The organism is Levilactobacillus koreensis JCM 16448 (assembly GCF_001435525.1).
GTDB lineage: Bacteria > Bacillota > Bacilli > Lactobacillales > Lactobacillaceae > Levilactobacillus > Levilactobacillus koreensis.
Map to the genome: position 1 here is coordinate 1 of NZ_AZDP01000071.1, position 24,086 is coordinate 24,086.

A 24,086-nucleotide genomic window follows, 5' to 3' on the forward strand; every position below is an offset into this window, starting at 1 on the left:
GAAATAGTGAAGCAATGCGTTCCCACTGGTCATCTTCAAGTTCATAACGTTTAGGCACTGTCATGGTAAAACCTCAATTCGTTTTTACCAAGATTATACCTAAAAAAGATGTTTTCAAACAGACCCTAGTATGCTGCTTACTAAAAGGGATTATCCAGTTCGGATAATCCCTTTTTCCTTTTTCCTTTTTTAATGATTACTACTTGTCATGAATTACTTAATTCACAGTAGCACCTCTATATAATTTCTTCAATTGCTTTTTATCAGATTTAGTTATCCCAACTTTATAATTATCAGCATTCATAACACTATTACTCTTATGATTATATTTTAATCCCATTGAATACCCTAATTCTCTAGTTGCAACATTGATTCTTTGCTTATCTGAATAATTGCCATTGTTCATAACTTCACGATTCAATAAAGAACGAGAACGAGAGATAATGCGTGTCCAATTCGAATAATCGAGAATGTCATACCAAAATCTGGAATCTACCACTGAATAACCGTCTTTATTTGCATAATCATCTTTATTCAAAGATAATTCTTCATCATATTTTGTTGTATTCGTGAAACTTGATACTGAAGTCATATGCATTTGAGCCGACTTTCCTTTTTTAGCGGGAACCAATTTGACGGAATGCGCTGAATTCCAGTTGGCAATTGCTTTCTTCCAAATCCCACGATAATGACTAGACTTTGAATCAATTCGATACTTAATAACGTAATCTGAAGATATAGCCCAACCATCATGAGCACCTTTTCCAGATGTATATACATTGAAATTATTCCAGTCTGGCTGGCTCGACGCATTTGCAGTAACGCTGCCAGCGCCCAGTAAACTTACTCCAATTCCCATTAACGTGACGAACTTCAATAATCGTTTACTTTTAACATTTAACATGATGTAAGACTCCCCTTTAATTAGTTTTTGCCGTTATATTTGCAATTATACGCGGTCGGTACGACACAATATGTCATTTGGGGGCTCGATAGGAAAAATAAACAGAAAAAAATTAAAAAAATTCCGTTAACCGGTCATTACGACTAGTTAACGGAAGGATTGTTGCTACTTAGATTGAGTTGAATTGGTCACGTACTATGGATATAGTGGATAAACAGCTTACTCTGAGCTCAAATTGGAAAAATCTAAATGATTATAGACATCCTACGTTATGCTAATGTTCCGAGTATACCCGTCCTAAAACTCACAAGCCAACCTGACAAACCAATTTCATAGTCGCTTCAGGACCACCGTATAAGCCGAGAGGTCGTCAGATATGGGCTCAGGCGCGTCGTTCGCACCGTTCCAGCCCATATCTGCCGGCCGGTAAGGCAACTCATCCACTACGTTGCCAGTCCCTAAGCCACAGTCATTTTGCCGTCCATGATCATGTAGGTCTTGTCGGCGAACTCCTGGAGCCGCAAGTCATGCGTCACCACCACGATGGCCTTGTTGTGCTGTTTGGCCAAGTCATGCAGCAACTGCCCCACCACCTTGACCCGGTCGCTATCGAGCGCCGCGGTCGGTTCGTCGGCTAAAATGATGTCCGGATTCTGGTACAGCGCCCGCGCAATGGCGACCCGCTGCGTTTGCCCACCGGAAAGTTCGGCCGGAAATTGATCGACCAGTTGACCGATACCCAACTGGGCTAGCAGGTCGTCTAACTCCGCCGCCCCCAAGTTGCCCTGCGGCTTGACCCGGTCGACTAGCTTGAACTGGTCCTTCACGGTGAGGTATGGCACCAAGTTATAGGCCTGTAAAATGAACCCGATCTGATTAAGCCGCAGCGCATCGCGGGCCTTGCCAGACAAGTCGTGCAGCGTTTGATCCTCCACAATGACCGAGCCGGATGTCGGCGTTTGGATTCCCCCGGCAATCGTCAGGAAGGTGCTCTTCCCCGACCCGGATGGTCCCAGAACCAGGCTCACTTCGCCGGCGTTGGCCTCAAAACTGATATCGTGTAAGACGGTCACCTCGTTGGTCGCGTGGCCGAATTTTTTATTGACGTTGGTTAATGCTAATGCTGGCATCGCTTATCCTCCAATCACGCTGACGGGGTCAACGCTTAAAATAATCTTGACGGGAATCAGGGCCCCAACCACGCCGGTCAACAGGATGCCGGCCGTGACGCCTCCTAATAATGGCAGGTTAAAGCTCATCGGCACGCCCGCGGGTAGCGCCAGCACGGTTGCCAGCGTCAATGTGGCGCCAATCACCAGACCACCCACGACCAGCAGGAGCGCCTGGCTAATGGTCGTCGTGACCAAGACCTTGGCGGGAATCCCCTGCGCCCGCAAAACCGCATAGTTCGGTAACTTTTGCATAGTTAAAATGTACAGGAAGACGGCAATGACGACCATCGCGATGACCATCAGAAAGGCGATCATGAAGGTAAACGTCGTGTTCTGAGCGGAGTAACCGGGAAGTTTGTTGATAAATTGACTCATGCTCAGCGTGCTTAGCCCGTGGGTCGTCGAGAAGTTGGCGTCGTTGGACACGATCCCGTTGGCTTTGTAATCGCTCGTCACGTGGCTCAGCGTCCGCCAAGTCTTGAGTGAGCCATAAACGACCGGTGCGACACTCATCTTGGCATTGTGCGTAAAGCCAACGATGGTGTATTTATCATTAGTCGAATTCAGTGTGACCTTGTCGCCCAGCGCGTAGCCGTTATCCTTAAAGCTGTCGTCGACCATGATTTGATTGGCTTTGACTGGCTTGTGACCGCTCGCCACCTTGACCCTTTTATAGATAAATTGATCACGTGAGATCCCCAAAAATTGCGCGGATAGTTTTGCTTGCCCTTTGGCCTTCGCAACGACTCCGGCTTGCCCCAAGTAAGCTTCGTGGCTGGTCATATTGACCTTCTTCGCCGTTGCATCGGTAATCAACGACTGCGGTAAACTATCGTTGGCGTCCTTGTCGAGGGCGACCCGACTGGCATCCCACGAGGAGATAGCCTGTGTGTTCTGCTGGGCGAGGCCGTAAGCCAGTCCGCTCAACACGAACACGAGGTACGTGACTAAGACGATCATGCCGATGATCAACCCGTACCGGAGCTTTTCGTGGCGAATTTCCTTTAAGGCTAAAAACATTAACGTTCCTCCTCTAACAGCGACAGGACTTGCCGGAAACGGGCCAGCGCCGCGTCTCTGTCGGCTGGTTGCAGCATAATTTCTTTAATCGTAGCGTGGCTCAACGTCATCGCGGCCCAATCCGCGGCGGGCAACGTCACAGGTACCGGCCGTTCGGGCAGCAGGCTCTCGTTTTCACTGTAGTGCCGGCGAATCAACTGGTCGTACTGACTATTGGTGAAGTGATCGACGAATTGTTCGACCGCCTCGTAGTAAGGTTGCGGTTGGAATTTGCCACTGGGAGTCACGTCAAAGTCGCGGTGAATCTCCCGCATGGCCGTGTGGTACAGATACTGGTAGGCATCGGTCAGGTCATCAAAATATTTGTAAAAGGCCCCCCGCGCGATACCAGCGTCGGTCACGATACGCGCCACCTGGGCATCGGCCAAGCCATGTTCGGAAAACTCGGTCAATAGTGCCGCGGTCACCCGTGCTTGCTTTTCAGCGGTTAAATGGTCAAAAGTTGTTGAAGGCATAAGCCGTCTCCTTTCGGTAAAGGTAAATTTAAAGGTGCAATTTCTTTCAAAGTGACACTGTGTCACCTGTGTACAAAAAGCAGTTTACCATGCAGGTGACACCGTGTCAACTCGAAACTAAACTAAAATCGGCAACGTGGTTGAACATGCCCCATTGCCGATTACTTATTAGTTTGTTTAAGCTCTGCCAGGTATACTAGCGAAACATTACCTATTGTGGCGACGGCTTCAGCGCAACCAGTATCAAGCGCTAGGTCTTCGTGAATCGTTGCCAGTAAAAGAAGCCGATTGCAACCATCTCCACTACCTGATTGGTTGACGCCACTGACTGGACATCCCCATTTGTTGTGATAGAACACAACCTGAGCCAAAGGAGGACAGGGATGTAGCCGGCGGCCATGGTGATGGTCTTGGCTAGCAAGGACGCTAGCCAAGACCATGGGCGACTTTTAAGACGCACGTTTTTCGCGGCTTAAAAGCGAGCGAGAAGACTGGTGCCCTTCCAGTCTGAAGCGTCCCCACAGCAGGCGGAATCCCTGACAGCCGGAGTGCGACCAATTTTAGCTAGTCTGCATTGAGCTGTTCCGGTTCGCCAATCAGCAGGTGACCAGCAATGGCGATGACCAGGAAGACCACGGCCACGCCGCAGACACCCGTCCACCCGGCGTGACTCCACGCCCAGGTTGCGGACAATGTGCCAATTGCCCCGCCCAGAAAATAACTGAACATGAATACGGAGTTATTTCGACTACTCTCGCGCCGGTTCAATGACTGGACGATGGCCTGATTGGAGACCTGACTAAACTGCGTCCCCAAATCCAGCAGGACGATGCCGACAATCAGTCCGAGCAACCAGTGGCCAATCAGCCAAAAGATCAAGAAGGCGACCCCGGAGAAGACCATGCCCAATCCGACCGTTAGTCGGGGTGAGCGTTGGTCGACCATGTTGCCGATCATGGGCGCTGCCAAGACACCGGCGATGCCTAACAGTCCGAGGAGACCCGCAACGTTACTGCCCAAGTGGTATTGCGCCGCCAAATAGAAGGCTAGCGTGGACCAGAGGACGTTGGACATGCCGAACAGGCAGAAGCCGTTGATGGCCGAGCCCCGAAGCTCGCGTTGCGTCATGAACAATTTCGGCAACATCCCAATCACCTTTAAATAGTTCAGGTCCTGATGACCGCGCGCATCGTGGGGCAAACGGAAATGAACGATGGCCAGAAAGACCAGGTCGATGGCCGCCGCAATCAGGTAGATGTCCTGCCACGGCATGACGCTCCCCAGCAGTCCACTGAACGACCGCGACAGCAAGATCCCGGTCAGTAGGCCACTGAGCACGATGCCCAGCACCTTCCCCCGCTGGAGGCTGGGCGCCAGGTAGCCGGCATACGGGATGATGATCTGTGGTGCAACCGATGTGATGCCGACCAGCGTCGTGGCGACCGCAAAGACGCCGGCATTGGGTGACCAGAACGCGAGTAACATGGAAAGAATCGATAAGACCATCATGAATTGAATCAAATGATAGCGGTCAAAAATATCCCCCAGCGGTACGATTAGGAGCAGGCCGAACGCGTATCCCAACTGCGTTAACATGGCGAGCATCCCAACGACGGCCTTGGATAAATTGAAGTCGGCCGCAATTAAATTCTCGATGGGTTGAATAAAGTTTAGATTGGCAACGATGACCCCGGTCACCACGGCCATTAGTAAAATGGTACGACGCGATAGTGCTGCTTGTGTCTTCACTGAAAAAACCTCCTCAAAATAGTGTAGCCTTTTTCAGTAAGATTGAAAACCAACGCCAAAATGGTAGCGGTTACGCTCTAAACTGAGCTTAAAGCGGATTCATAACAGCCTGGCATTCCAGTAGTCACTAATCACATCGCGCTTCCCCCGGGCCGGCCATCCCAAAATTTTCGGGTTGATTGGTTAAAATAGGTTAACCGCCTAACCAAACCGTAAATCAACGATAATTGGACTTGTGAATTCCAAAAATATTAATTTATTTGATGTCCGAGATAAATTTTAGAATGCAGAGTTGCCGCCCGCTCAGGTCGATTTCACCGTTATTTTAACGTCCATGAGTTTGTGAAATTCCGGCAAAAGGGTTGCAAAAGAATTTGGAATCGTTTACAATTACCCTTGTAAAGTTGGTTAAGCGATTAACAAGCTTTAACAAACACATCTTAATCATTCATAAAGGCTTTCACAACAGCAATCATAGTACTGTTTTTTATTTAAAAATTTTGTTAATCGCTTAACTACAGTCGAAAAGGAGTGAACGCATTGCTATTCGTAAATTTAGACTCATTTGATGCTCAGGACTACGAACGCGTTCAAGAGGCCGTTTCCTTCCTCAAGAACACTGATTTAACGGCAACTCCCCTGGGTCGCAGCCATCAAGATGGCGACAGATTCTACGTCCAAACATTGGAATACGAGACCGAGCCCATTGAGGATTTCGAATTTGAAATTCACAACAAGCGTCTGGACCTACACTACATCGTGGAAGGTGAGGAACGCATCGACGTTGCCCCCGACACGACCTACGTCGGCATTAGCGATTACAACGATGAGCGCGATATCCAATACGTCCAACGGCCAACGGCTTTCAATCAAATCCTCCTGCATAAGGGCGACTTCGTTTTGATTGGTATGCACGAACCTCACCGGACTAACGGCCTCATCGACCAACCAACTCATGTTAGAAAAATCGTTTTGAAATTAGGCAGATAAGGAGCTTCTCATCATGGATACTACTGCGACACATGGAAAATGGACCGGTCGCCAGATCATGGTCCTCGCCGGTATTTGGCTGGCGTTCTTAATTAGCTTTATCACTCGGCTGTCATGGGCAACCATCATGCCATCAGCCATCGATTCCCTACATTTCACCGTACAACAAGGGAATTCCTACTTAACTGCGTTCTACATTGGGTACGCCATCACGGTGCTACCTGGTGGGATGCTCGCCGATAAATTCGGTTACAAGAAGTTATTGCTCTCCGCCGTTGCCGGGAACTTGATCGTCATGGTTGCCATGGTCTTCATGCACGGCTACTGGGATGGGTTAGCTCTCCGGTTCGTCTTAGGGCTGGTCAGTGGTCCTGACTTATCCGCTTGTTTAGGAATTATCACCGAATGGTTCGATGGTAAGAAACGGGCCACCGCTACTGGGATTTTCAACACCTGTACCTCATTTGGGTTGACTGTGATCAACCTGTACGCCCCAACTGTGATGGTTCATTACGGCTGGCGTGCTGCCTTAGGGGTTACGGCCTTCTTCCCACTGGCTGCTTTGATTTTCTCCTACTTCGCTTTGAAGGGTAATCCGCCATTCCCACAACAATTTGGGATCAAGGAAGCCGACGGCGAAATTAAGAAAGAATCTTCAATGTCTCGTTTACGTCAAGCCATCAACAACCGTTCCGTTTGGATGTTAGCCATCACTGGTTTGTTCGCTACGGGTGCTAAATGGGGGGTTACCAACTGGGCCAACCTCTTCATCGTTAAGAGCTTGCACTTCAACATTGTGACTGCCGGGACAGCGATGTCAATCTTCGGGATTACATCAGTTATCTCCATGGTCGTCGCTGGTTGGATCTCCGATCATTCTAAATTATCTCGTCACATCTGGGCCGCTATCTTCATGGCCATCTTCACGCCAACCATCATTGGTTTCGCGTTAACACCGCATGGTAGTTTAGGTCTGTTGTACTTTTGGACCGGTGCTATGGGGGTTGGGGCCTTCATGTTCAGTACCATCACCAACAACTTGTCCGTTGAAGTCGCACCAGCCGACCAACGGGGGACCGTTTCTGGGTTCATCAACGTCTTTAACCAAGTTGGCTCGTTCTTGGCCCCCGTCCTACTGGGCCAGTTGTTAGCTTCAACGGGTAGTTACGTGACCTCATACTTAACTATCTCTGTCTTCCCGATTATCGCTGTGGTCGCCTTACTCTTTGTACGTGAGTCCGACGCAGATAAAAATACTAACTAAATTTAAAGGAGAAATCACTCATGGAATTTGGACTAAGCAAGAGTCACCAACGCAACGAAAAGGTTGAAAAACGGATTCAGACTGCTTTGGACTGGTTAGACGCCCGTTCAACTGAAGAATTACTAGCAGAACCAATTGGCCCTAAGGTTATCGCTGAAGGCGTTGAACTTCGTTTCCAAGAATACGACACCCGCGACTACGCTGAAATGACTTACGAAACCCACCGTGACCACATCGACATTCACTACATGATTACCGGTGCTGAATGGGTTCGTTGGGCCGACGAGGGTACTGCCAAGGCCGTTAGTCCTTACGATCCAGAGGAAGAAATCCAACGCTTTGGTCACCCTGCTTTCCATAGCAAGGCACTCTTGACCGCCCGTCACTACGCTATCTTCGACCCATCCGACTTACATGCCGCTCATGGGATGGTTGATGGTAAGGTTGGTCACAACCACAAGCTTTGCGTTAAGATCGCCATCAACTAGGGTTTACTAGTGCTCCCCCCTTGCATCGAGCACACCATTTAAAAAGCACCTGACAATGACTTCTGGTCGTTGTTAGGTGCTTTTTTGTTCAGTGAGTTAAGACCTACAACCCCTTTTGCGGAAACCCCTATATAACGAAAAAGGGACTAATCTCTTGCTAGATCAATCCCTTCATTCGATAAAGATCTAAGGTTTACTCACGATTCACATAGACCTTAACATTCATTTGGTATTGAAACGTGACAATTTTTTATGCTTATATCTATTTATGAGCATAAGAACAAAATAAGCAATCATATTAATAACCAACACCCAAATCAGCGTATATAAATTCCATCCGAATAGAGGTACATTAATCATAACCGTCACCAGTAAGAAGGTCACCAGTCCCAGTGCATCAAGCCACTTCCGCTGACCGTCCGCTTTCTTTAAAAGAAGGGGTCTTACAAGTAAGATCATAAAAGATAGTAGTAATAACAAGCCAACTGCTCTTAGCCACATTGCGTTCTCCTCCTTACGAACATCTTAGATTAATTATAATCAATCATGCCATACCGCAATTTTATAAATCAAAGCACGATTAATGTCCATATAGATTTTGCTTCTTGAATGTTGTGTATTAAAATGGCGCAGGTCGCTCGCTACTTTCTCAAAGTATAAACTTCCTACACCACCAAGAGTTCCAGCCGTCGGTGCAATCCCAGCAAATAAAGATGTGACTGCTAGCGCTGCCGATTCGTTTTCAAGACCGTACGCAAAGCTATCAACGGCATTATTCGATCGGAAAATATGACGACTTCCCCACCAATATTTTCTTACCTCATGCGAAGCGCGTTTGTCAAGATCACCACGAAAAGTAATTTGCTTCGTTAATGGATCAATTACACCATGATGTAACTCAATTTCTTGATTAGCGTCATTGATGGCATTCTGAGCGCTCACCACTGTGGTATTATTCAAATTGCTCTCGTTAGGTATATTGAGTACAAACTGGTTGCTCTTTACATCAACATATTTATCTACCGACTCAATACTCTCCGAACGATTATCTGTTTTATTACTTTGTGCAACGCCACTTACTGAACTTCTAACGGTTTCTGCATGTACCTGAGGAGTTGCAAACATTCCTAACATCGTAAAGGCCAACATACTAAGTCCTAATTTTAAAGCAGTGTTAGTTGTCAAGATAATCAATCCTCTTCATTTATTAGCCACACCAGTTGTTCCTACCGATATAACTTAACCTTAACGATAAACTTTTTTTAAACAATTACAACACAATATGCAATGTAAATAATATTGGTGGTGTACCATAGCCTTTTGCTTATAGATATTAAATATTTTTTTATAATTAAAAAATCATTAAGCAATCTGGTATCTAAACAAAATTGTATTGGCTTACTATTTTTACTTTTCTCATGGTACGCACTCCCCCTTCTTTTAACATGTATTAACACCATTAAATTGTGGGATAAATTGCTTGAAGCCTGCAAAATAATTCGACTAGACAATGACCATTTTAAACGTCACCAATCGTAGTCTGATTCTACATGTTTATTCCTGAATGCCTCAGTCGAATCTCTGGCTACCGCAGTACAACAATTTCTCAGCAACGAAAAGGACCACCCCATCGCTAGGTTGATCCTTAGGCCAAAATTATTAACTAAAATCCAAGGTTTCCTGCTGATCCTATACGAATGTGACTATAACCATTGATAAGATCAAAACGGAAAATCAAAGTTATAGTACACAATCTGCGCAGCCCGATAGAAATCCTCATCACGCATGGTTTCAATGTAATCGACTTGACGATTAGCGTTGGTCGATGCATCAAACGAATAGACTTGTGCGGCCACAACTTGACCATGAATCTGGTAATCATCACCCAAAGTCAGATAACCAGGTAAGTCTCTAATTGTAGATGTTATTGGAGCGACAATCACAAAGCCAGTGCTCCGGTTATAAAGGTCACTGCTGAGTACAAGAGCCGGGCGGCGTTTTTTAATCTCTCGGCCACGTTGCGGATCAAAATTAATCCAGATGATATCTTTTTGCTTAGGCATATATGTCATTATTCTACTTCGCTCCAATTAACGTCAGACCATTCCTCAGTCATGGCTTTTGAGTCCCTTTTAGAGGCATATGGATTTTCCATTTTAGGAACTAACGTAAAGGATTCGCCGTCCGTAGCGGGAATTAGTAGCCAGCGTTGACCCTTCTTAAAACGATCATCCTTTGGCAAACTCAGTGCTAAAGAGTTACCGCGACTTACTGTTTTTACTTCCATCATAGTAAGCACCCCTTTCTTTTAAACTAGTATAACACGTATTACAAGGTTGAACTATTTTAAAATCTGCGAAATAATTCGATTAGGCAATAACCATTGTCAACGTCATCTCAATCGTAGTCGGATTCTATATGTTTACTCCTGAATGACCTAGTCGAATCTCTGGCTGCCGCAGTGCGACAACTTCTCAGCAACGAAAAAGGATCAACCCATCACTAGGTTAATCCCTCAGAAAATCATTTTAAAGCTTACTCGCGAGCCGCATGATCCTTAGACTTCGCGTTGTTTTGGCCGTAGTAGGCGTTGGCGCCGTGCTTGCGGAGGTAATGCTTGTCCAGCAAGTATTGTGGCAATTCGCGGTTGGCCCGCGTCAATTGTGCCGTGTGGTAGTCTTCTTCGGCGACCACTTCGAGCACCTTGGCGTTGTAAACGGCCTTGTCAGGAGTTGGGCCCCAAGCAAAGGGACCATGTTGGCTAACTAAGGCAGCGGGAACGGCTTCGTAGTCGATACCGCGTTCGTTGAACGTCTTGACGATCGTCTTCCCCGTGTTACCTTCGTAATCTTCTTCGATTTCTTCTTTGGTCAAAGCATCGGCAGCAGGCACATCCCCATAGAAAGTGTCAGCGTGCGTGGTGTTCATGGCTGGAATGTCCATTTTAGCAGCAGCAAAGGAAACGGCCCAAGGTGAGTGGGTGTGAACGATTCCGCCGATGTTTGGGAAATGATTATACAGGTACGTGTGGGTTGGCGTATCACTTGAAGGATTCATGTTCCCCTCAACGACCTTGCCGTCCTTCACGTTCACAACGACCATGTCTTCTGGCTTCAAGTCATTGTAGTCGACACCTGAAGGCTTGATGACGTACAGGCCCTTTTCACGGTCAATACCGGAGACATTTCCCCAAGTAAATGAGACCAGACCGAGTTGTGGTAAACGCATGTTAGCGTCGTAGACTTCTTGTTTGAGTTTTTCAAGCATAGTTTGTTTGCTCCTTAATTTCTGTATATTGCCGGCAGTCGCTAAGACCTGCGGCGATAGTCGTATTTTAGTCGAACGGTGTTGCGATGGGAATCTGTTTAATAGCAGAGATAAATATGGATAGTAGCCGTGTGACGATGAGCACTTCATCCCCGATTACATCGGGAACCGAATAGAATCGCGTAGACATGGACGCTAACTCTTAATAGCCACACTGGTCATGGCAGAGCTCAATCAGAGCCGGAGGCGGCCAGGGATGCAGCTAGCCGTGAGAATGGTGTTAACTGGCGGGTTTTGGCCAGTTTACAGCATGGGCGACTTTGAAGACACGTGATTTTCGTGGCTTCAAATCGAGCGAGAAGCCTGTTCCTCAGGCTGAAGCGTCCCCACAGCAGGCGGAATCCCTGGCAACCGCAGTGCAGCAATTTTTAGCCATGTGTACCGGTTAACATCGACACACTAACCCCATTATTTTTAGCGGAACTAGTCGGCGATGGCTTCTTGTGCAATGCCGACTTTGGCGAAGAGGTCATCGAAGAACCGCTTAGCCTTCTTGATCTCACCAACGGGATCAGCCATTGTGCCCGTCCACATCTCAACGGTGTAACTCCCGGAGTAGTCCAACCGTGCTAACATCCGCAGGCAACCTTCAAAGTCCACACAGCCTTCACCGAATGGCACTTCCTTGAACTGGCCCTTGAACGTCGGGGTGACGGCTAACGTGTCCTTCAAATGGACGGCCGCAACGTCTTCTAAGTTGTTCTCCAAGTCTTCGGCAACGTTGTTTTCTGGCCAAGCGCTGATGTTTCCTAGGTCAGGGTAGCCCTGCAAGAAGGGACTCTTGATCATATTCTTATAATGGGCGATTTTGGTCAGCGAGTTGATAAATGGGTCGTCCATCGTTTCAATGGATAACGTGACCAGCTTCTTAGCGGCCATTTCGACACACTTGCGCAGGTTTTCCACGAAGTATTCACGGCTTTCGACCGTCTTCTTTTCGTAGTAAACGTCGTAACCGGCCAACTGGATGTTCTTGATGCCCAGGTCAACGGCGAGGTCGATGGCCTTTTGCATGACTTCCAGCGACTTGGCACGGATAGCGGGGTCAGCGGAGCCTAAGGGGTAACGGCGGTGGCCGGACAACATCAAGGTATTGATGCGGCTGTTGGTTTCCCACATGGCATTTCTGAAGTCGGCACGTTGTTCACGCGTCCAGTCCAGCCGGGCTAACCGTTCGTCACTTTCGTCGATTGAGAATTCCAAAAAGTTAAAGCCTAATTCATGAACTAAGTTAAACTTTTCTTTCCAAGTTAAATCTTGGGGTAATGCTTTTTCGTAAATGCCTAATGCGTTAACTGTCACTGTTCTGCTCCTTCTTGAAATGCCTTGAGACTGCTCCAACTACCGTCCAACGCCGTCAATAGTGAGACGTAAGCGGCATACTTTTGATCGTAAATTTTCACTTGGTCAGCCCGTGGTTCGTAGCGGGCCTTGACGCGCGACATTTTCGCTGCGGCTTCTTCCAAGGTCGCATACTGACCACTGCCGACAGCCGAGGTAATGGCGCCACCCAGTCCGCCAAGTTCGTTGGATTCGACCAACTCGATCGGCAGGTTCAGGATATCCGCAAACATTTGGACCCAACTGGGAGAATTCGTACCCCCGCCGGACATCCGCACGACCTGTGGCTGGTGACCCAGCACCTTCAACAGGGACTGCACGTGGTAACGGTGGGCAAAGGCAATCCCCTCGTAGACCGCACGCACCATTTCGGATTTCGTGGTGTTACTGCGCAGGCCGATAAAGGAACCGGTTGCCTCGGGGTCGGTGTTGCTACCGTATAAGAATGGGAAATAGATCAGTTTGGCAAAGGTGGCGTCCGTGTTCTGGAGGAACACCTCGAGGTCGTCATAGATCGACTTGCCCTGGGCCTTGGCGTCGCGGGTCTCGGCGGTCATTAACATCTTGATAATGATGGCCAGGTTCCCGGCGGAGGTCGGACTCGAGGCTTCGATCAGCTTCTTACCGGTCGGAAAAATTGAGTTCATCAGGCCGCTGTCTTCCGGCGCCATGGTATCGTTCGGAAAAATATTCATATTCCAAGTCCCAGCGATCAGGCTGAATTTGTCGTTGTCCAAGACGCCGGTCGCAATGGCACAGGCATCGATGTCGAACATGCCGCCAAACACGGGCGTGCCGGCCTTGATTCCCGTCATCTTTTCCGCTGCCGGTGAAACGACCCCACACTGATCCGTGGCGTGGACCAATTTTGGCATCTTATCAAACATCTCCGGAATACCGAAGAAGTCGAAGAGCCGTTGGTCGTAAGTTTCAGTATCTAAATTGACAAAGTTATTACCGGACGCGTCGCCAATTTCTTGGTAAACGTCGCCCGTGATCAGAAAACGAATGAAGTCCTTGTTGGACAACACGGCGCCAATTTTAGCGTAATTTTCTGGTTCGTGATCCTTGAGCCACCGTAAGATAACCGGAGCTTGGCTAGGCATCACGTGTTGGTGGCTGATGGCAAAAATATCGCTAACGCTACTTTCAAAGGTCGTTGCGAGTTTCTCGGCACGGCTGTCGGCCGATAAGATACCATCCATGAAGATCTGCTGGTCGTGGTCGAGAACGTAAAGTCCCTTTCCGTGGCCGACCGTCGAAATTCCGCTAATTTGGTCACCCGTTAAATGGGCCTTGGCCAGCGCATCGTGCGCCGCCGCTCCCAGAGCCGTCCACAGGTCATCAAGGTTCGTTTCGTGGAACCCCGCCTTACGTTCGCGGTTCTTCGTGGGAAAAGCGGAGACCGCTAATTGGTCCCCCTGGTCGTTAAAGATGGCCACTTTGGTGTTGGTGCCACCGTTATCGATCGTTAAAAAGTAGCTTGCCATGTTCAGCCACACTCCTTATTTATAAGTTAATTGCGTACACTGCGACCTGGTTGGCTTCACGGTTGGCAGACAACAGGTAGGTTTGACCGTTCTTGTTGTAGACCGTGACGTTGCTTGGCCCCATCTTTTCGTCGATCAATTGAGCGTCTAATTTATCGCTTGTGATCAATTCAAGGTTTTGCTTGCCAGCACGCCAGCCGAAGATGAAGTAATCACGGTCGCCCAACTTACCACCCCAGATAGCGTGGCCAAATGGCGTGTCCGCTTCACTGCGGGAAATCGTGTTGAAGTTGTGGTCGGAAACGCGCAGATAAGGACCGTGGAAGCCTTCGATGGTCAGGTATTCTTCTTCGCCATCCTGGTTGATGTCGGCACTAAAGATGTCTGACGTTTCAACGTCGGATAATTGCGTTAACTGCCAGTCTTTGTCAGCAGTTGGTGGCACGAGTTTGAAGATGCCTTGGACACCGGTGATCAAGGAGTACCCATCCATGCGCTTGTAACCGTGGTTCTTGGTCAAACGGAAATCGAGGGCGTGTAGGTCATCGACCGTTTCGGTAGCGTCGTTGTATTCGCCGACCCAAACTTTACCGGGATCAGTCCAGTCGTCCGTGTCCTTCTTGGAGTTGGCGATGGAGCAGCCCACGTACCAGTAGCCGGAGCCATCGTACTTAGGGAGGATGTCAAACCGGTGAACGTAAGGGAAGTCGCCCACGATGGTTTGGTCCCAGTCGGTCCCGTTAAAGGTTTCCTTAACGATCCGGCAAGCGGCAGAGTTGAAGCCAGGGTAGAACCTTTGAGTGGCTAAGAAGTTCAACGTCCCAGGGATTTGGACCATGGTCATGGTTCCCCCAACGTCAGGCCAAACGGTTGTCCGGGCAAAGTCGTTGTTCAAATCGTACGCGTAGCAAGGCTTCTTCTCTTCGGAAGCCACAACGATATAGTCTTTATCGTCGTGTTGTAGCCGCATGATTGCGTAACAATGATCTAAGTCATCTTTAAAAATCTTATCGAATTTCACAGTTGTTCCTCCATTTTGTGTTTTCTCTTGTAGTTAACCGGTTAACAATAGTCGAGTATTATCTTACGGTTTCTAATTTTAAATGTCAATTGTGGGTAAATTTAGCTGGTCGCGCTCCGGCTGCCAGGGATTCCGCCTGCTATGGGGAACGCCGCCAGCCTGAGGTACGGGCTTCTGGCTCGCCTGAAAGCCGCGAAGAACCCGCGTCTCTCAGCTCGTCCCATGCTGTAAGCTGATTGAGAAACATCAGCTAACACCATCGACACAGCTGGCTACATCCCTGGCCTCCTACGGCTTAGATAGTGCGTAGCCCCAATGGACGTTGAATGCTTGTCCACTTGAATTTAGTGGCCTACAGCAGAATCACTTGCAACCATTTTCTACCATAAAGTCATACATAACCCGTAAATGGATTGGGAAACCAAGCACGCCAACCCTTTTCATTTCTAACGCCATCTCAGTCGAAGGCGGTCAGGGACGTAACCCCGTGTCGGTGTTCTTAGGTCGGCCGTTCTTGCCGGCCTTGCCACACGGGCCGAGCTTTGAGACTCGCAGTTTGAGGCTCAAAGTCGCCCTGAAGACTCACGTTCTTTGAGGCTTCAGGTCTGCCCCACCGGGTGGAGTCTCTGACCGCCGAAGACGAAAACCGAGAAGCGAGGTTAGAAATGACAAAAGGGATTGGCGAAGCTTAGCTCCCCCAATCCCTTTACACGAAGACTAAGCGTTTACGTGGTTAAGTGCTTTACCGTCGTTGATGAATGAAATTAAGTTCTTGGAAGCTTCTTGCGCGATAGCAATCCGTGCTTCTAAAGTCCCAGTCCCAGCATGTGGGGACATGATGACGTTGTCTAAGGCCCGTAAGTCGGCGGAAACGTTTGGTTCGTTTTCGAAGACGTCTAAGCCGGCGCCGGCAATTTCGCCGTTCTTCAAAGCGTCAACCAGGTCAGCTTCCTTAACCAAGACACCACGAGCGGCGTTGATCAAGTAAGCGGTGTTCTTCATCTTACCGAAGACGTCAGCGTTGAAGATGCCAACCGTAGATGGTAAGGCTGGGGCGTGTAACGTGATCACATCGGCCGTCTTAACTAACGTGTCGAAGTCAACGTACTTCACATCCAGCTTCTTTTCCAAGTCGCTGTCGAGTTGACGAACATCGTTGTAGATAACTTTCATGCCCAAGGCTTGGCAGAAACGACCAACTTCGGAACCGATACGACCCATGCCGTAGATCCCAAGAGTCTTGCCTTGAAGGCTCATACCCATGTACTTCTTTTCGGAAACGTCCATCCAGTTGCCTTCACGAACAACCTTGTCGTAGAAGAACAAGCGACGAACCGTTGCCAAGAGTAAAGCAAAGGTCATTTCAGCGGTTGGGACCCGGACACCCATTGGGCAGTTAGAAACGACGATGCCCTTTTCCTTAGCGTAGGCGATGTCAACGTGGTCAAACCCAACACCGTTCGTCGTGATGATCTTCAGGTTCTTACCGGCATCGATCAATTCGCGGTCGGCCTTCGTTCCCATTAACAGCAAGCCATCAAAGTCGGCTAAGTTGTTTAAGATCCATTCGCGGGTTTCCTTTTCGGGGTCGTAAGTGACTTCAAAGGCTGCACGTAAATCCGTCAAACCTTCTTCAGGGATGATTCCGGTAACTAGAACTTTTGCTTTACTCATGGTGTATTCTCCTTAGAAATATTTTTTAAATGAACTGCCTAACCACAATTTAAATTGCACGCTAGTAATACGGTTAACAAAGCTCGTTGTCGTTGACCATATTCTTTTTAAAGGAAGAACTGTCGTTGCCAAGCCAGCAGCTTTAACGTTACTGGAAGCAAGCGGTTTCAACCTTTTATAAAAAAATATGGCTACCGTGATGAATTAGTGGTAATCTTAAACGTGGTTAAGCGCTTAACTACCTTACAAATGAATTCTATAGCTATCTCGCAAGTTTGTCAATCACTTCTCGCGAAAGAATGTGCATCTTTTATCATTTCACAACATGCCTGGCACCAAAAACGGTTACCAGCCCCGTCGCAATAAGAAAGCGGTTCATCACTACATAACTAAATTTCACAATTTCTCTTTAACGGCGGCCATTGTGGTGGTATTTAAAGTTAACCTAGTGGTAGAATTAGTTAATAACGTAACTTATAGAAAAAATTGTATAAAAATCGCATGCTGACAACGGTTTCAGCCGCCCAAGCATGCTAAAATGATGGTATGTTAATTAACAGAGAATAAATTCAATCGCGGGTGCTCCGTCCCCGCGATCAAGACTAACGGAACTCAGTGGAGGCTCATTTTGGAAAAATTTACCATTAAAGACATTGCGAAGCTTGGAGAGGTCTCCACAGCTACCGTTTCGAACTTTCTAAACGGAAACTACGCGAAAATGTCCGTCGCAACCCGCGACAAACTGGCCAGTATCATTAATAAAACGGATTACCATCCCAGCACCACGGCGCGGAATCTCGCGAAGAATGAAAACAAAACGATTGGCATCTCGGTCGCCGATATCACCAACCCGTTCACCTCGCCGGTTATTTCCGGCCTGTCCGAACGTTGCGAAAAGTACGGCTATAAGATGGTCTTTACCAACTCGAATAACGACGAGCGCAGGGAGGTTGAAAATATCAATCGCTTGCGTGAAGAGGAAGTTGCTGGCCTGATCATTGACCCCGTCAACCCCGACAGTAGTATTTACAACCAATTATCCAACAGCTACACCGTCATCGTCGACCGGCAAGCGCGCCGTAATGTTGTCGATACCATCGTGACCGACAACATGAATTCCGTCGACACCATGGTCAAAAAAATGGTCGCCAAGGGTTACGACGACCTCTACTTCGTGAGTTGGCCGCTCGATGGCGTGAGCACCCGGTTGAACCGCTATGCCGGCTTTAAGCTCGCCACGAACTACTTGAACGACGACCACCTGATTACGATACCGTACAACACGTCGCTCAATAAGAGTAGTGACTTCGACCAAACGTTGGAAGATATTCTAGCAAATAAGGGCGATAAGAAAATTGGCTTCTTCACCATGAACTCCCGAACGTTGCTGCAACTATTGAAATCGGCTCAACGGCTCAACTACAACTACGCCGAAGATTTTGGCGTGGCGACCTACGAAGAGTTCGAGTGGATGCAGCTGATGAATCCCGGTATTAGCTGCGTCCGGCAAGATTCCTTTGCCATCGGCTGTGCCGCCATGGATCTTCTGAAGGAAAAGTTGGAGACTAAGTACGACAACGAGCCCGAACCCCAGGTCAAATTGATTCCGACCGATCTGATTGTCCGAGACAGTTTTTAATTTGACTTAAGTTTAGGTGCCGCAGAATTTCTGCTGGCACCTTTTTTGTCTTAAACCAGTGTAGTTGGGAATTTTCGCACCCCGGCTGGCAGTGATTTCACAATTCCAGTATAATCTCCAACTACTATCAAGAGGCGTGGTCCACTTGCGTAATCCGTCAGAATTTGTAGTCCACAACACATCAAAAAAACAGTGAATCGGCCACCGGGGCTAATCCACTGCTTAGTCTATTTAGACTTCTTTATTTTCCTTGTAATTTATCTAACTGTGGCGCAATCAACCGCGACCACACGCTCTTGAGTATCGCATAACCAATGATGACGCCGACCAACGCACTCATGAAGAAACTTGGTAGGAATAACCAAACTGCACCGGTCGTGCCCATCAACCAGGCGGCCACCGGGTAGGCCACGAAGGCACCGATAATTCCCGAACCAATCAGTTCACCACAGACGGCGGCCAACAATTTTCCAGTCAATCGAAATAGCCAGCCGCTTAAAAGCGCACCGATCATACTACCAGGAAAGGCTAACACTGTCCCGGTTCCCATGATATTACGAATCAATGAGGTCAGAAAGGCTTGGGCCAGTGCCCACCACGGCCCCACTAAGGCCCCCGAGATCAGGTTGATCATGTGTTGGACGGGCGCCACCTTGGCCACCCCGATATTAAATGAAAACAAACTCCCCCCAATAACTGCCAACGCCACCAACATGGCCGTCAACGTCATTGGATAAATCTTCTTAGACATAACTTTCGCTCCCCGCTTCAATTTCCAAAAAAGACGTCCCCGTACGCAGAGCAGAGACGTCGCCAATTTTAGCGGAACGGCCACTTCCCTACGCGAGTACTAACTCACAGGTTCCAAGGGATTGGACGCATCCATCTCAGCCATAGGGCACCCCTAGTGTCTTTCTTAGTTATCGCTCACTATACCGGGTTAACGTGGGGAAATCAACACATTACAATCTGTACTAATGTATGGTCAAAACGATTAGCTCGCTGGGTATCGTAACGCTGCTTAGTCGTTGTGTAGAACCGATTACCCGGTGAAACGAAAACCTGTCTGATTCCTATCATTTCTCATGAATATCCTGTATAGTGTAGATATCAGATAAATTGGTGATTCTCTACCGCAAGTGAGAGCCTTAAAATTGGTGATTCTCTACCGTAAGTGAGAGCTTTAATTAGAGGGAGCTGCCTGTCAGCTCCTTTTTTTTACCAAAATTCATCCCTATGGAGGCCTTATGAAACTAGTTTACGTTGATAATCGCTATATCTCTTACTTACAACAATTTGATCATCGTGTTTTACAGAATAAAAGTCGCCGTCCCTATATTGGTCCCGTTTTAACGGTAAATAATCATTCTTATTTCGCGCCATTTGAAACATCTAAACCTGGTAAAAGAGTAAATAATCGACTTACATTTACCATACGTAAGTCTCCGTCTTCAAACAGTCCTATCCTTAGCTTTCTATTAATCAATGATATGATTCCTGTCTCAACTAGAAATTATATTCCGATTGATATGGACCATTTAAAAAGTTTGTCACCCAAAAAATTTGATTTACTAATTAAAGAACAAAACTTCGTTAGATCCAACCGGCAGCTCATTTTGCAAAAAGCCTTAAGTGTGTACCATAAACGCCTATCCTCCAAAGTTCCTTTCTTCAACCAAATGTGCTTGGACTTTAGACTCCTCGAGCATAAATATTTGGACTTCTAACCTTAGAAATAACTCAGCAAAATAACTCACCCAACAAATAAGCATATTCATACACTTAGCGTTTAAGACTAAGTATATGAATATGCTTATTTTATACTCGACTTCAAATTTTGTTACAACGTTTTACCTAAAGCCCTTGCGCGGTTTACCGAAATCATTTAAACTATGGATTACGATAGTTATGTAAACGCTTAAATAATAAAGGGGCCGTATCATGAAAATTAGTAAAAAAGTCTGGTTCGATGCAATTGGGGTGGGTCTGTTCACCCTAGTCTACAGTTTAATTATGAGTGGCTTTTCCCTCTGGATGGGGTCCGCAGCCTTCGTGGCCGTCTCCTACTTCTTCGGCGCCGGCTTCCCCAAGGATAAACTCTGGAACATTCTGATCAGCTTCGCCCTCGGCATTGTCTGGGGACTGCTTGCCTTTCGCCTGCTGCAAGTTCCCGCCATCAGCGGACTCTGGGCCAGCTCGATCATGTTCGGCTTTCTGACCTTCGTCGTCCTCTTCCTCCAAGGAACGATTATGAAGTTCACCATCGTCCCGGCCTGGCTGATTGCTTGGGGAACGACCATGCTGATCATCACCAACATTTCCATCCACAGTTGGTCACTCTTTGTTTTCCAACTGTACGCGTCCATGCTACTCGGAATCTTCGTGATTGGCTACGCGTCGGACCTGTTCAATCAGGTCATGTTTCACTTCTTCCCGGAAAAGAAGCCGGCGGAAAAAGTCGATGCTGAGCCTGCTAAGAACGAATAAATATTCATACTAAATGAATGAAAATTACACAGGGAATGGACCGCCGCCACATATTGTGGTGTTGCGGTCCATTCTCTTTTCAGTCAGTTCTCCATTATCATTCATTCACTCATTTACTTTGGGGATAAACCAACTTGTCTTGGAAACAGCTACTTCCCATGTTATGCTCTGACTAACAAATCGTGTTCGTTGCCTGGGGGAAACTGCCTATGTACACGCACCTAATTCTACTAGCTAAATTTGATAACGTGGCCATCGCCTATCATTTTGCAAGTCAAGATAGCACTGCAGTTATCCATCAGCAGGCTACTATTCAGTCCCAATCACCCAACCCAGCCGCTTATAGTCCGCACACTCTCAAGACTAGCGATCCAAACTTTGCATCCGTCGTCAAAATGGATCCTTATTTTACCAACGTGACTGTGTATCCTGATTGGCAGCAATTCCTTACCAAGTTGGACAAACTAGTGTTGCTAAAGGCCATTGACGTCGCTGCCTTTCTGCTTCAGCACGCCAATCTGACCGCTTTTGGCCTCCAAAAAATGCTCTACTACATCTATGCCGATTATCTGGTTACCCATCAGGTTCCCCTCTTCGAAGCTAACTTTGTTGCCTTCGATAAGGGCCCCGTTGAACGAGCCGTCTATCACCTTCAAAAATACCATCATAACCGACTACAACAAAACAATAATTTAGACCTAAAACTCATGACCGGTACGTTACCCGTCGACACAAAGAAACTGCTGCTAGCTGGTATTGAAAAATACGCATCTCGTTTTGACACTGCTTGGGAGGACAATCAGAATCCAACTCATCGTGATCAGACACCCTGGACACTTGCTCGCCAACGCGGCGGTCAAAATGAACCTATTCGCAATCAAGATATCTTACATCATCACCGAATCGAACTGATTTAACCCCAAAAAGCTCAGCAAGCATTGATCAACAACTCATCAATGCCTACTGAGCTTTTCTTCACCCACGACTCAACTCACGGATTGATCCTGCTTCAACGCATCAACAAATGCCTGCACGGGATCGTCCTCTGCATAGCGCTGCATCAAGTCCTCATAGTTACCTTGGAAGATACACCTCCTATTCGCAATAAAAATCACGTGGCAAGGCATGTTTTTTAGCTCAAATAAATTGTGACTCGTGAAGATGACCTGACTGCAGGTCGCCAAGTCGCTCAACAGGTTCAAAATTTTCCGTGCGCTGACGGGATCCAATCCACTCGTGGGTTCATCGAACAGATACAGCGACCGCTTCAACGTACACATGGCATAAATAATCAATAGCCGCCGTTCACCACCGGACATGTCGCGAAATTTCTCATCCAACAGGTTCACCACATTTTCTTGGTAAATCGTCGTCAAAAAATCATCCGTCCGTTGCGCACCAGGATTCAGATCCCGAAAGATGTCTAACACATTCTGACCTGTCGCCGTCATCAACATGGGGACCCCCTGCATCTGATAGATGATTTCAGAACTAGCCAGTAGCGGGCTAATCGTACCACTCTGCGGTTTGACTAGCCCCGCCAACATGTCAAAAATTGTGGATTTGCCGACACCATTTTTACCAATGATACAATTCAATCTGCCATCGACCGTCGTGAAATTAAGATCACTATAAATCGCCTTTTTCGACGCATAGGTGAAGCTCAAATGTTCCACTTTGATCATTTTTTCGCCTCCTAAACGCGTTGACTCTTAGAAATAATCGGCAGGTGGGTCATGCACAGATAGCCAATCGCGCAATCCACCAGGCCAACACCCAGGACCCATCCCCAGCCGGCTACCGATTGTGTTAACATACTGCTGATCAGGTCGCTGGTCAGAATGGTTGGATTAAACATCGTCAACACCCGCAGCGGTAAAAACGACGTGGTATAGCTGTACGTCAAGACCGCAAGTAGGAGCACGCCCCCGGAAAGTGCCGTCATCGAAGGCGGTTTGATCGGCAACAAGACCAATAGGCTCAGGATGCCGCAGGTCGGAAAATAGATGACGGTGATAATCAGGAGCACCTGTAACAACAGAATCGGTGACAGGTTATGAAAGGCAATCATCGCCAGCAACGTGAAGCCCAGACACTCGATCAGCGAGATGAAGTAGTACAGAATTTCTGGCGCCAATAACAGGTAACTCCGCCGCTCGACGATAAAATAATACATCTTCAAGAAGCCGTCTTCTCGCCGACCATAAACCATCAAGACGACATTGTTTAATGTATTAGACATCACCACGTACGACAAATATGGCGTTAATAGGATAATCAACTTCTCGGTATCATAGGTCTGCTGGGCCATGACATTCTTCCAGTTAGACATCGCAAAGAAAAGTAGTGGAAAAATCACGGCGTAAACGAACGCCAGGCGATTATCCAATAACATTTCCAGATCAAATTTCATCAAGGCTCGAATTTTCTTCATACTCCCCACTCCTCACTGTCCTTGTGCCGTATACTAGCACGCTCAGGTATTATCACGTGGCAAGGGCTCCTGACCCCCCAGTTTTTTCGCTGACCTGTTTATAGCCCGTCATCATTAGCACCCTACAGAAAGAATGTGCACCCAATTGTCTTTTCCAAATAAGTTTCAGCTGACCGCTATCACCGAACAAAACTTAATCCAGCAAAATTTAGCCCAGTTGATTTACACGATCGGCAAATTCGAAAACCTGTCGACCTCGCTAACAGATACAATCTGCATTCTAAACAATGAGCCAGCACCCGATGCTACGCCCACAGATATCACTACTATTATCAGCTTGCACCACGCCTTTCAGTACGCTATAGCTCAAAAATCGCCACTGATTTACCCAGATATTTTCGTCCTCAACCAGTCCATTAATAATAGCCACCCTAGCTCTGGCCAGCTTCGGACCGATGATGTCACGGTCGCCTTAACCAATGACGTCTGGCTACCCCCGCTTTCTGACCCCCAAAATACACCACAGGAACTCATCAACATCCTGACTAGCTCCGCAACCGCAACCGAAAAA

25 protein-coding genes and 1 riboswitch are annotated in these 24,086 nt (G+C 47.5%); of the genes, 7 read left to right on the forward strand and 18 right to left on the reverse strand.

Features of this window, described 5'->3' with window-relative positions; all coding sequences use genetic code 11:
• Positions 1-217: 217 nt before the first annotated feature.
• The 5 genes from FC99_RS06030 to FC99_RS06050 all read right to left on the reverse strand — a co-directional run bounded on the left by FC99_RS06030 (position 218) and on the right by FC99_RS06050 (position 5,318).
• Complete coding sequence (locus tag FC99_RS06030; RefSeq protein WP_048733258.1) at positions 218-904, reverse strand: zinc metalloprotease; 687 nt, start codon at positions 902-904, stop codon at positions 218-220.
• Between the two features lie 458 nt (positions 905-1,362).
• Entirely contained in the window at positions 1,363-2,034 is a 672-nt protein-coding gene (locus FC99_RS06035; protein WP_048733259.1) for an ABC transporter ATP-binding protein, read from the reverse strand.
• A gap of 3 nt (positions 2,035-2,037) precedes the next feature.
• Positions 2,038-3,096 carry an ABC transporter permease gene (locus FC99_RS06040; protein WP_048733261.1) on the reverse strand — a complete coding sequence of 353 codons (1,059 nt, stop codon included), beginning with the start codon at positions 3,094-3,096 and terminating at the stop codon, positions 2,038-2,040.
• The gene (locus FC99_RS06045; RefSeq protein WP_048733263.1) at positions 3,096-3,611 is read right to left on the reverse strand and encodes a TetR/AcrR family transcriptional regulator; all 516 of its coding nucleotides are present in this window, start codon (positions 3,609-3,611) and stop codon (positions 3,096-3,098) included. The genes FC99_RS06040 and FC99_RS06045 overlap by 1 nt, the downstream gene beginning before the upstream one ends.
• Before the next feature lie 564 nt (positions 3,612-4,175).
• The gene (locus FC99_RS06050; RefSeq protein WP_082153329.1) at positions 4,176-5,318 is read right to left on the reverse strand and encodes an MFS transporter; all 1,143 of its coding nucleotides are present in this window, start codon (positions 5,316-5,318) and stop codon (positions 4,176-4,178) included.
• A gap of 573 nt (positions 5,319-5,891) precedes the next feature.
• Between FC99_RS06050 and FC99_RS06055 the strand changes: the two genes are divergently transcribed.
• The 3 genes from FC99_RS06055 to FC99_RS06065 are packed head-to-tail and all read left to right on the forward strand — an operon-like array spanning position 5,892 to position 8,102.
• Positions 5,892-6,350: a NanQ anomerase/TabA/YiaL family protein gene (locus tag FC99_RS06055; protein ID WP_235805872.1), complete on the forward strand. Its 459-nt coding sequence runs from the start codon at positions 5,892-5,894 to the stop codon at positions 6,348-6,350.
• 13 nt (positions 6,351-6,363) lie between these two features.
• A complete protein-coding gene (locus FC99_RS06060; RefSeq protein ID WP_048733266.1) occupies positions 6,364-7,614 on the forward strand; it encodes an MFS transporter in 1,251 nt (416 codons plus the stop codon).
• A 20-nt stretch (positions 7,615-7,634) separates the two neighbouring features.
• Positions 7,635-8,102 carry a NanQ anomerase/TabA/YiaL family protein gene (locus FC99_RS06065; RefSeq protein ID WP_048733267.1) on the forward strand — a complete coding sequence of 156 codons (468 nt, stop codon included), beginning with the start codon at positions 7,635-7,637 and terminating at the stop codon, positions 8,100-8,102.
• A 222-nt stretch (positions 8,103-8,324) separates the two neighbouring features.
• Here FC99_RS06065 and FC99_RS06070 read toward each other — a convergent pair whose 3' ends face one another.
• The 10 genes from FC99_RS06070 to FC99_RS06110 all read right to left on the reverse strand — a co-directional run bounded on the left by FC99_RS06070 (position 8,325) and on the right by FC99_RS06110 (position 16,955).
• Positions 8,325-8,603, reverse strand: coding sequence for a hypothetical protein (locus FC99_RS06070; RefSeq protein ID WP_048733269.1), 279 nt, complete (start codon positions 8,601-8,603; stop codon positions 8,325-8,327).
• Positions 8,604-8,642: 39 nt separating this feature from the next.
• Positions 8,643-9,287, reverse strand: a complete 645-nt coding sequence (locus FC99_RS06075; protein ID WP_048733271.1) for a hypothetical protein — start codon at positions 9,285-9,287, stop codon at positions 8,643-8,645.
• 536 nt (positions 9,288-9,823) lie between these two features.
• Positions 9,824-10,165, reverse strand: coding sequence for a type II toxin-antitoxin system PemK/MazF family toxin (locus tag FC99_RS06080; protein WP_235805873.1), 342 nt, complete (start codon positions 10,163-10,165; stop codon positions 9,824-9,826).
• Positions 10,166-10,173: 8 nt separating this feature from the next.
• Entirely contained in the window at positions 10,174-10,392 is a 219-nt protein-coding gene (gene mazE / locus FC99_RS06085; protein ID WP_048733274.1) for a type II toxin-antitoxin system PemI/MazE family antitoxin, read from the reverse strand.
• Positions 10,393-10,637: 245 nt separating this feature from the next.
• Positions 10,638-11,369: an L-ribulose-5-phosphate 4-epimerase gene (locus FC99_RS06090; protein WP_048733275.1), complete on the reverse strand. Its 732-nt coding sequence runs from the start codon at positions 11,367-11,369 to the stop codon at positions 10,638-10,640.
• Positions 11,370-11,436: 67 nt separating this feature from the next.
• The gene (locus FC99_RS14360) at positions 11,437-11,559 is read right to left on the reverse strand and encodes a hypothetical protein (protein WP_268872114.1); all 123 of its coding nucleotides are present in this window, start codon (positions 11,557-11,559) and stop codon (positions 11,437-11,439) included.
• Between the two features lie 293 nt (positions 11,560-11,852).
• The gene (locus FC99_RS06095; protein ID WP_048733277.1) at positions 11,853-12,731 is read right to left on the reverse strand and encodes an L-ribulose-5-phosphate 3-epimerase; all 879 of its coding nucleotides are present in this window, start codon (positions 12,729-12,731) and stop codon (positions 11,853-11,855) included.
• A complete protein-coding gene (locus FC99_RS06100; protein ID WP_048733279.1) occupies positions 12,728-14,260 on the reverse strand; it encodes an FGGY-family carbohydrate kinase in 1,533 nt (510 codons plus the stop codon). The genes FC99_RS06095 and FC99_RS06100 overlap by 4 nt, the downstream gene beginning before the upstream one ends.
• 19 nt (positions 14,261-14,279) lie before the next feature.
• Positions 14,280-15,281 (reverse strand): hypothetical protein, encoded by a 1,002-nt coding sequence (locus FC99_RS06105; protein ID WP_082153195.1) that lies wholly within the window; start codon positions 15,279-15,281, stop codon positions 14,280-14,282.
• A 717-nt stretch (positions 15,282-15,998) separates the two neighbouring features.
• The gene (locus tag FC99_RS06110) at positions 15,999-16,955 is read right to left on the reverse strand and encodes an NAD(P)-dependent oxidoreductase (RefSeq protein WP_048733282.1); all 957 of its coding nucleotides are present in this window, start codon (positions 16,953-16,955) and stop codon (positions 15,999-16,001) included.
• 628 nt (positions 16,956-17,583) lie between these two features.
• Here FC99_RS06110 and FC99_RS06115 point away from each other — a divergent pair.
• Entirely contained in the window at positions 17,584-18,594 is a 1,011-nt protein-coding gene (locus FC99_RS06115) for a LacI family DNA-binding transcriptional regulator (protein ID WP_048733284.1), read from the forward strand.
• 241 nt (positions 18,595-18,835) lie between these two features.
• On the opposite strand, the gene thiW is transcribed toward FC99_RS06115, so the two are convergent.
• Entirely contained in the window at positions 18,836-19,345 is a 510-nt protein-coding gene (thiW, locus tag FC99_RS06120; protein ID WP_048733286.1) for an energy coupling factor transporter S component ThiW, read from the reverse strand.
• A 68-nt stretch (positions 19,346-19,413) separates the two neighbouring features.
• Positions 19,414-19,510: riboswitch (TPP riboswitch) on the reverse strand.
• 331 nt (positions 19,511-19,841) lie between these two features.
• On the opposite strand from thiW, the gene FC99_RS14430 reads away from it, so the two are divergent.
• From FC99_RS14430 to FC99_RS06135, 3 genes are all read left to right on the forward strand, one after another.
• Positions 19,842-20,321: a type III toxin-antitoxin system ToxN/AbiQ family toxin gene (locus FC99_RS14430; protein WP_048733289.1), complete on the forward strand. Its 480-nt coding sequence runs from the start codon at positions 19,842-19,844 to the stop codon at positions 20,319-20,321.
• 214 nt (positions 20,322-20,535) lie between these two features.
• A complete protein-coding gene (locus FC99_RS06130) occupies positions 20,536-21,081 on the forward strand; it encodes a DUF1097 domain-containing protein (RefSeq protein WP_048733291.1) in 546 nt (181 codons plus the stop codon).
• 209 nt (positions 21,082-21,290) lie between these two features.
• Entirely contained in the window at positions 21,291-21,998 is a 708-nt protein-coding gene (locus FC99_RS06135; protein ID WP_048733292.1) for a Panacea domain-containing protein, read from the forward strand.
• Positions 21,999-22,067: 69 nt separating this feature from the next.
• Here FC99_RS06135 and FC99_RS06140 read toward each other — a convergent pair whose 3' ends face one another.
• Positions 22,068-22,766 (reverse strand): AAA family ATPase, encoded by a 699-nt coding sequence (locus tag FC99_RS06140; RefSeq protein WP_048733294.1) that lies wholly within the window; start codon positions 22,764-22,766, stop codon positions 22,068-22,070.
• Positions 22,767-22,777: 11 nt separating this feature from the next.
• Entirely contained in the window at positions 22,778-23,515 is a 738-nt protein-coding gene (locus FC99_RS06145) for a hypothetical protein (protein WP_048733296.1), read from the reverse strand.
• Positions 23,516-24,086: the final 571 nt, after the last annotated feature.

What these genes read in the sequence shown, in the direction of transcription:
- FC99_RS06030 (WP_048733258.1), bottom strand. Translation starts at nt 904, where the DNA reads ATGTTAAATGTTAAAAGTAAACGATTATTGAAGTTCGTCACGTTAATG.
- FC99_RS06035 (WP_048733259.1), bottom strand. Translation starts at nt 2,034, where the DNA reads ATGCCAGCATTAGCATTAACCAACGTCAATAAAAAATTCGGCCACGCG.
- FC99_RS06040 (WP_048733261.1), bottom strand. Translation starts at nt 3,096, where the DNA reads ATGTTTTTAGCCTTAAAGGAAATTCGCCACGAAAAGCTCCGGTACGGG.
- FC99_RS06045 (WP_048733263.1), bottom strand. Translation starts at nt 3,611, where the DNA reads ATGCCTTCAACAACTTTTGACCATTTAACCGCTGAAAAGCAAGCACGG.
- FC99_RS06050 (WP_082153329.1), bottom strand. Translation starts at nt 5,318, where the DNA reads ATGGCCGTGGTGACCGGGGTCATCGTTGCCAATCTAAACTTTATTCAA.
- FC99_RS06060 (WP_048733266.1), top strand. Translation starts at nt 6,364, where the DNA reads ATGGATACTACTGCGACACATGGAAAATGGACCGGTCGCCAGATCATG.
- FC99_RS06065 (WP_048733267.1), top strand. Translation starts at nt 7,635, where the DNA reads ATGGAATTTGGACTAAGCAAGAGTCACCAACGCAACGAAAAGGTTGAA.
- FC99_RS06070 (WP_048733269.1), bottom strand. Translation starts at nt 8,603, where the DNA reads ATGTGGCTAAGAGCAGTTGGCTTGTTATTACTACTATCTTTTATGATC.
- FC99_RS06080 (WP_235805873.1), bottom strand. Translation starts at nt 10,165, where the DNA reads ATGCCTAAGCAAAAAGATATCATCTGGATTAATTTTGATCCGCAACGT.
- mazE (WP_048733274.1), bottom strand. Translation starts at nt 10,392, where the DNA reads ATGATGGAAGTAAAAACAGTAAGTCGCGGTAACTCTTTAGCACTGAGT.
- FC99_RS06090 (WP_048733275.1), bottom strand. Translation starts at nt 11,369, where the DNA reads ATGCTTGAAAAACTCAAACAAGAAGTCTACGACGCTAACATGCGTTTA.
- FC99_RS14360 (WP_268872114.1), bottom strand. Translation starts at nt 11,559, where the DNA reads ATGTCTACGCGATTCTATTCGGTTCCCGATGTAATCGGGGATGAAGTG.
- FC99_RS06100 (WP_048733279.1), bottom strand. Translation starts at nt 14,260, where the DNA reads ATGGCAAGCTACTTTTTAACGATCGATAACGGTGGCACCAACACCAAA.
- FC99_RS06110 (WP_048733282.1), bottom strand. Translation starts at nt 16,955, where the DNA reads ATGAGTAAAGCAAAAGTTCTAGTTACCGGAATCATCCCTGAAGAAGGT.
- thiW (WP_048733286.1), bottom strand. Translation starts at nt 19,345, where the DNA reads ATGTCTAAGAAGATTTATCCAATGACGTTGACGGCCATGTTGGTGGCG.
- FC99_RS14430 (WP_048733289.1), top strand. Translation starts at nt 19,842, where the DNA reads ATGAAACTAGTTTACGTTGATAATCGCTATATCTCTTACTTACAACAA.
- FC99_RS06130 (WP_048733291.1), top strand. Translation starts at nt 20,536, where the DNA reads ATGAAAATTAGTAAAAAAGTCTGGTTCGATGCAATTGGGGTGGGTCTG.
- FC99_RS06135 (WP_048733292.1), top strand. Translation starts at nt 21,291, where the DNA reads ATGTACACGCACCTAATTCTACTAGCTAAATTTGATAACGTGGCCATC.
- FC99_RS06140 (WP_048733294.1), bottom strand. Translation starts at nt 22,766, where the DNA reads ATGATCAAAGTGGAACATTTGAGCTTCACCTATGCGTCGAAAAAGGCG.
- FC99_RS06145 (WP_048733296.1), bottom strand. Translation starts at nt 23,515, where the DNA reads ATGAAGAAAATTCGAGCCTTGATGAAATTTGATCTGGAAATGTTATTG.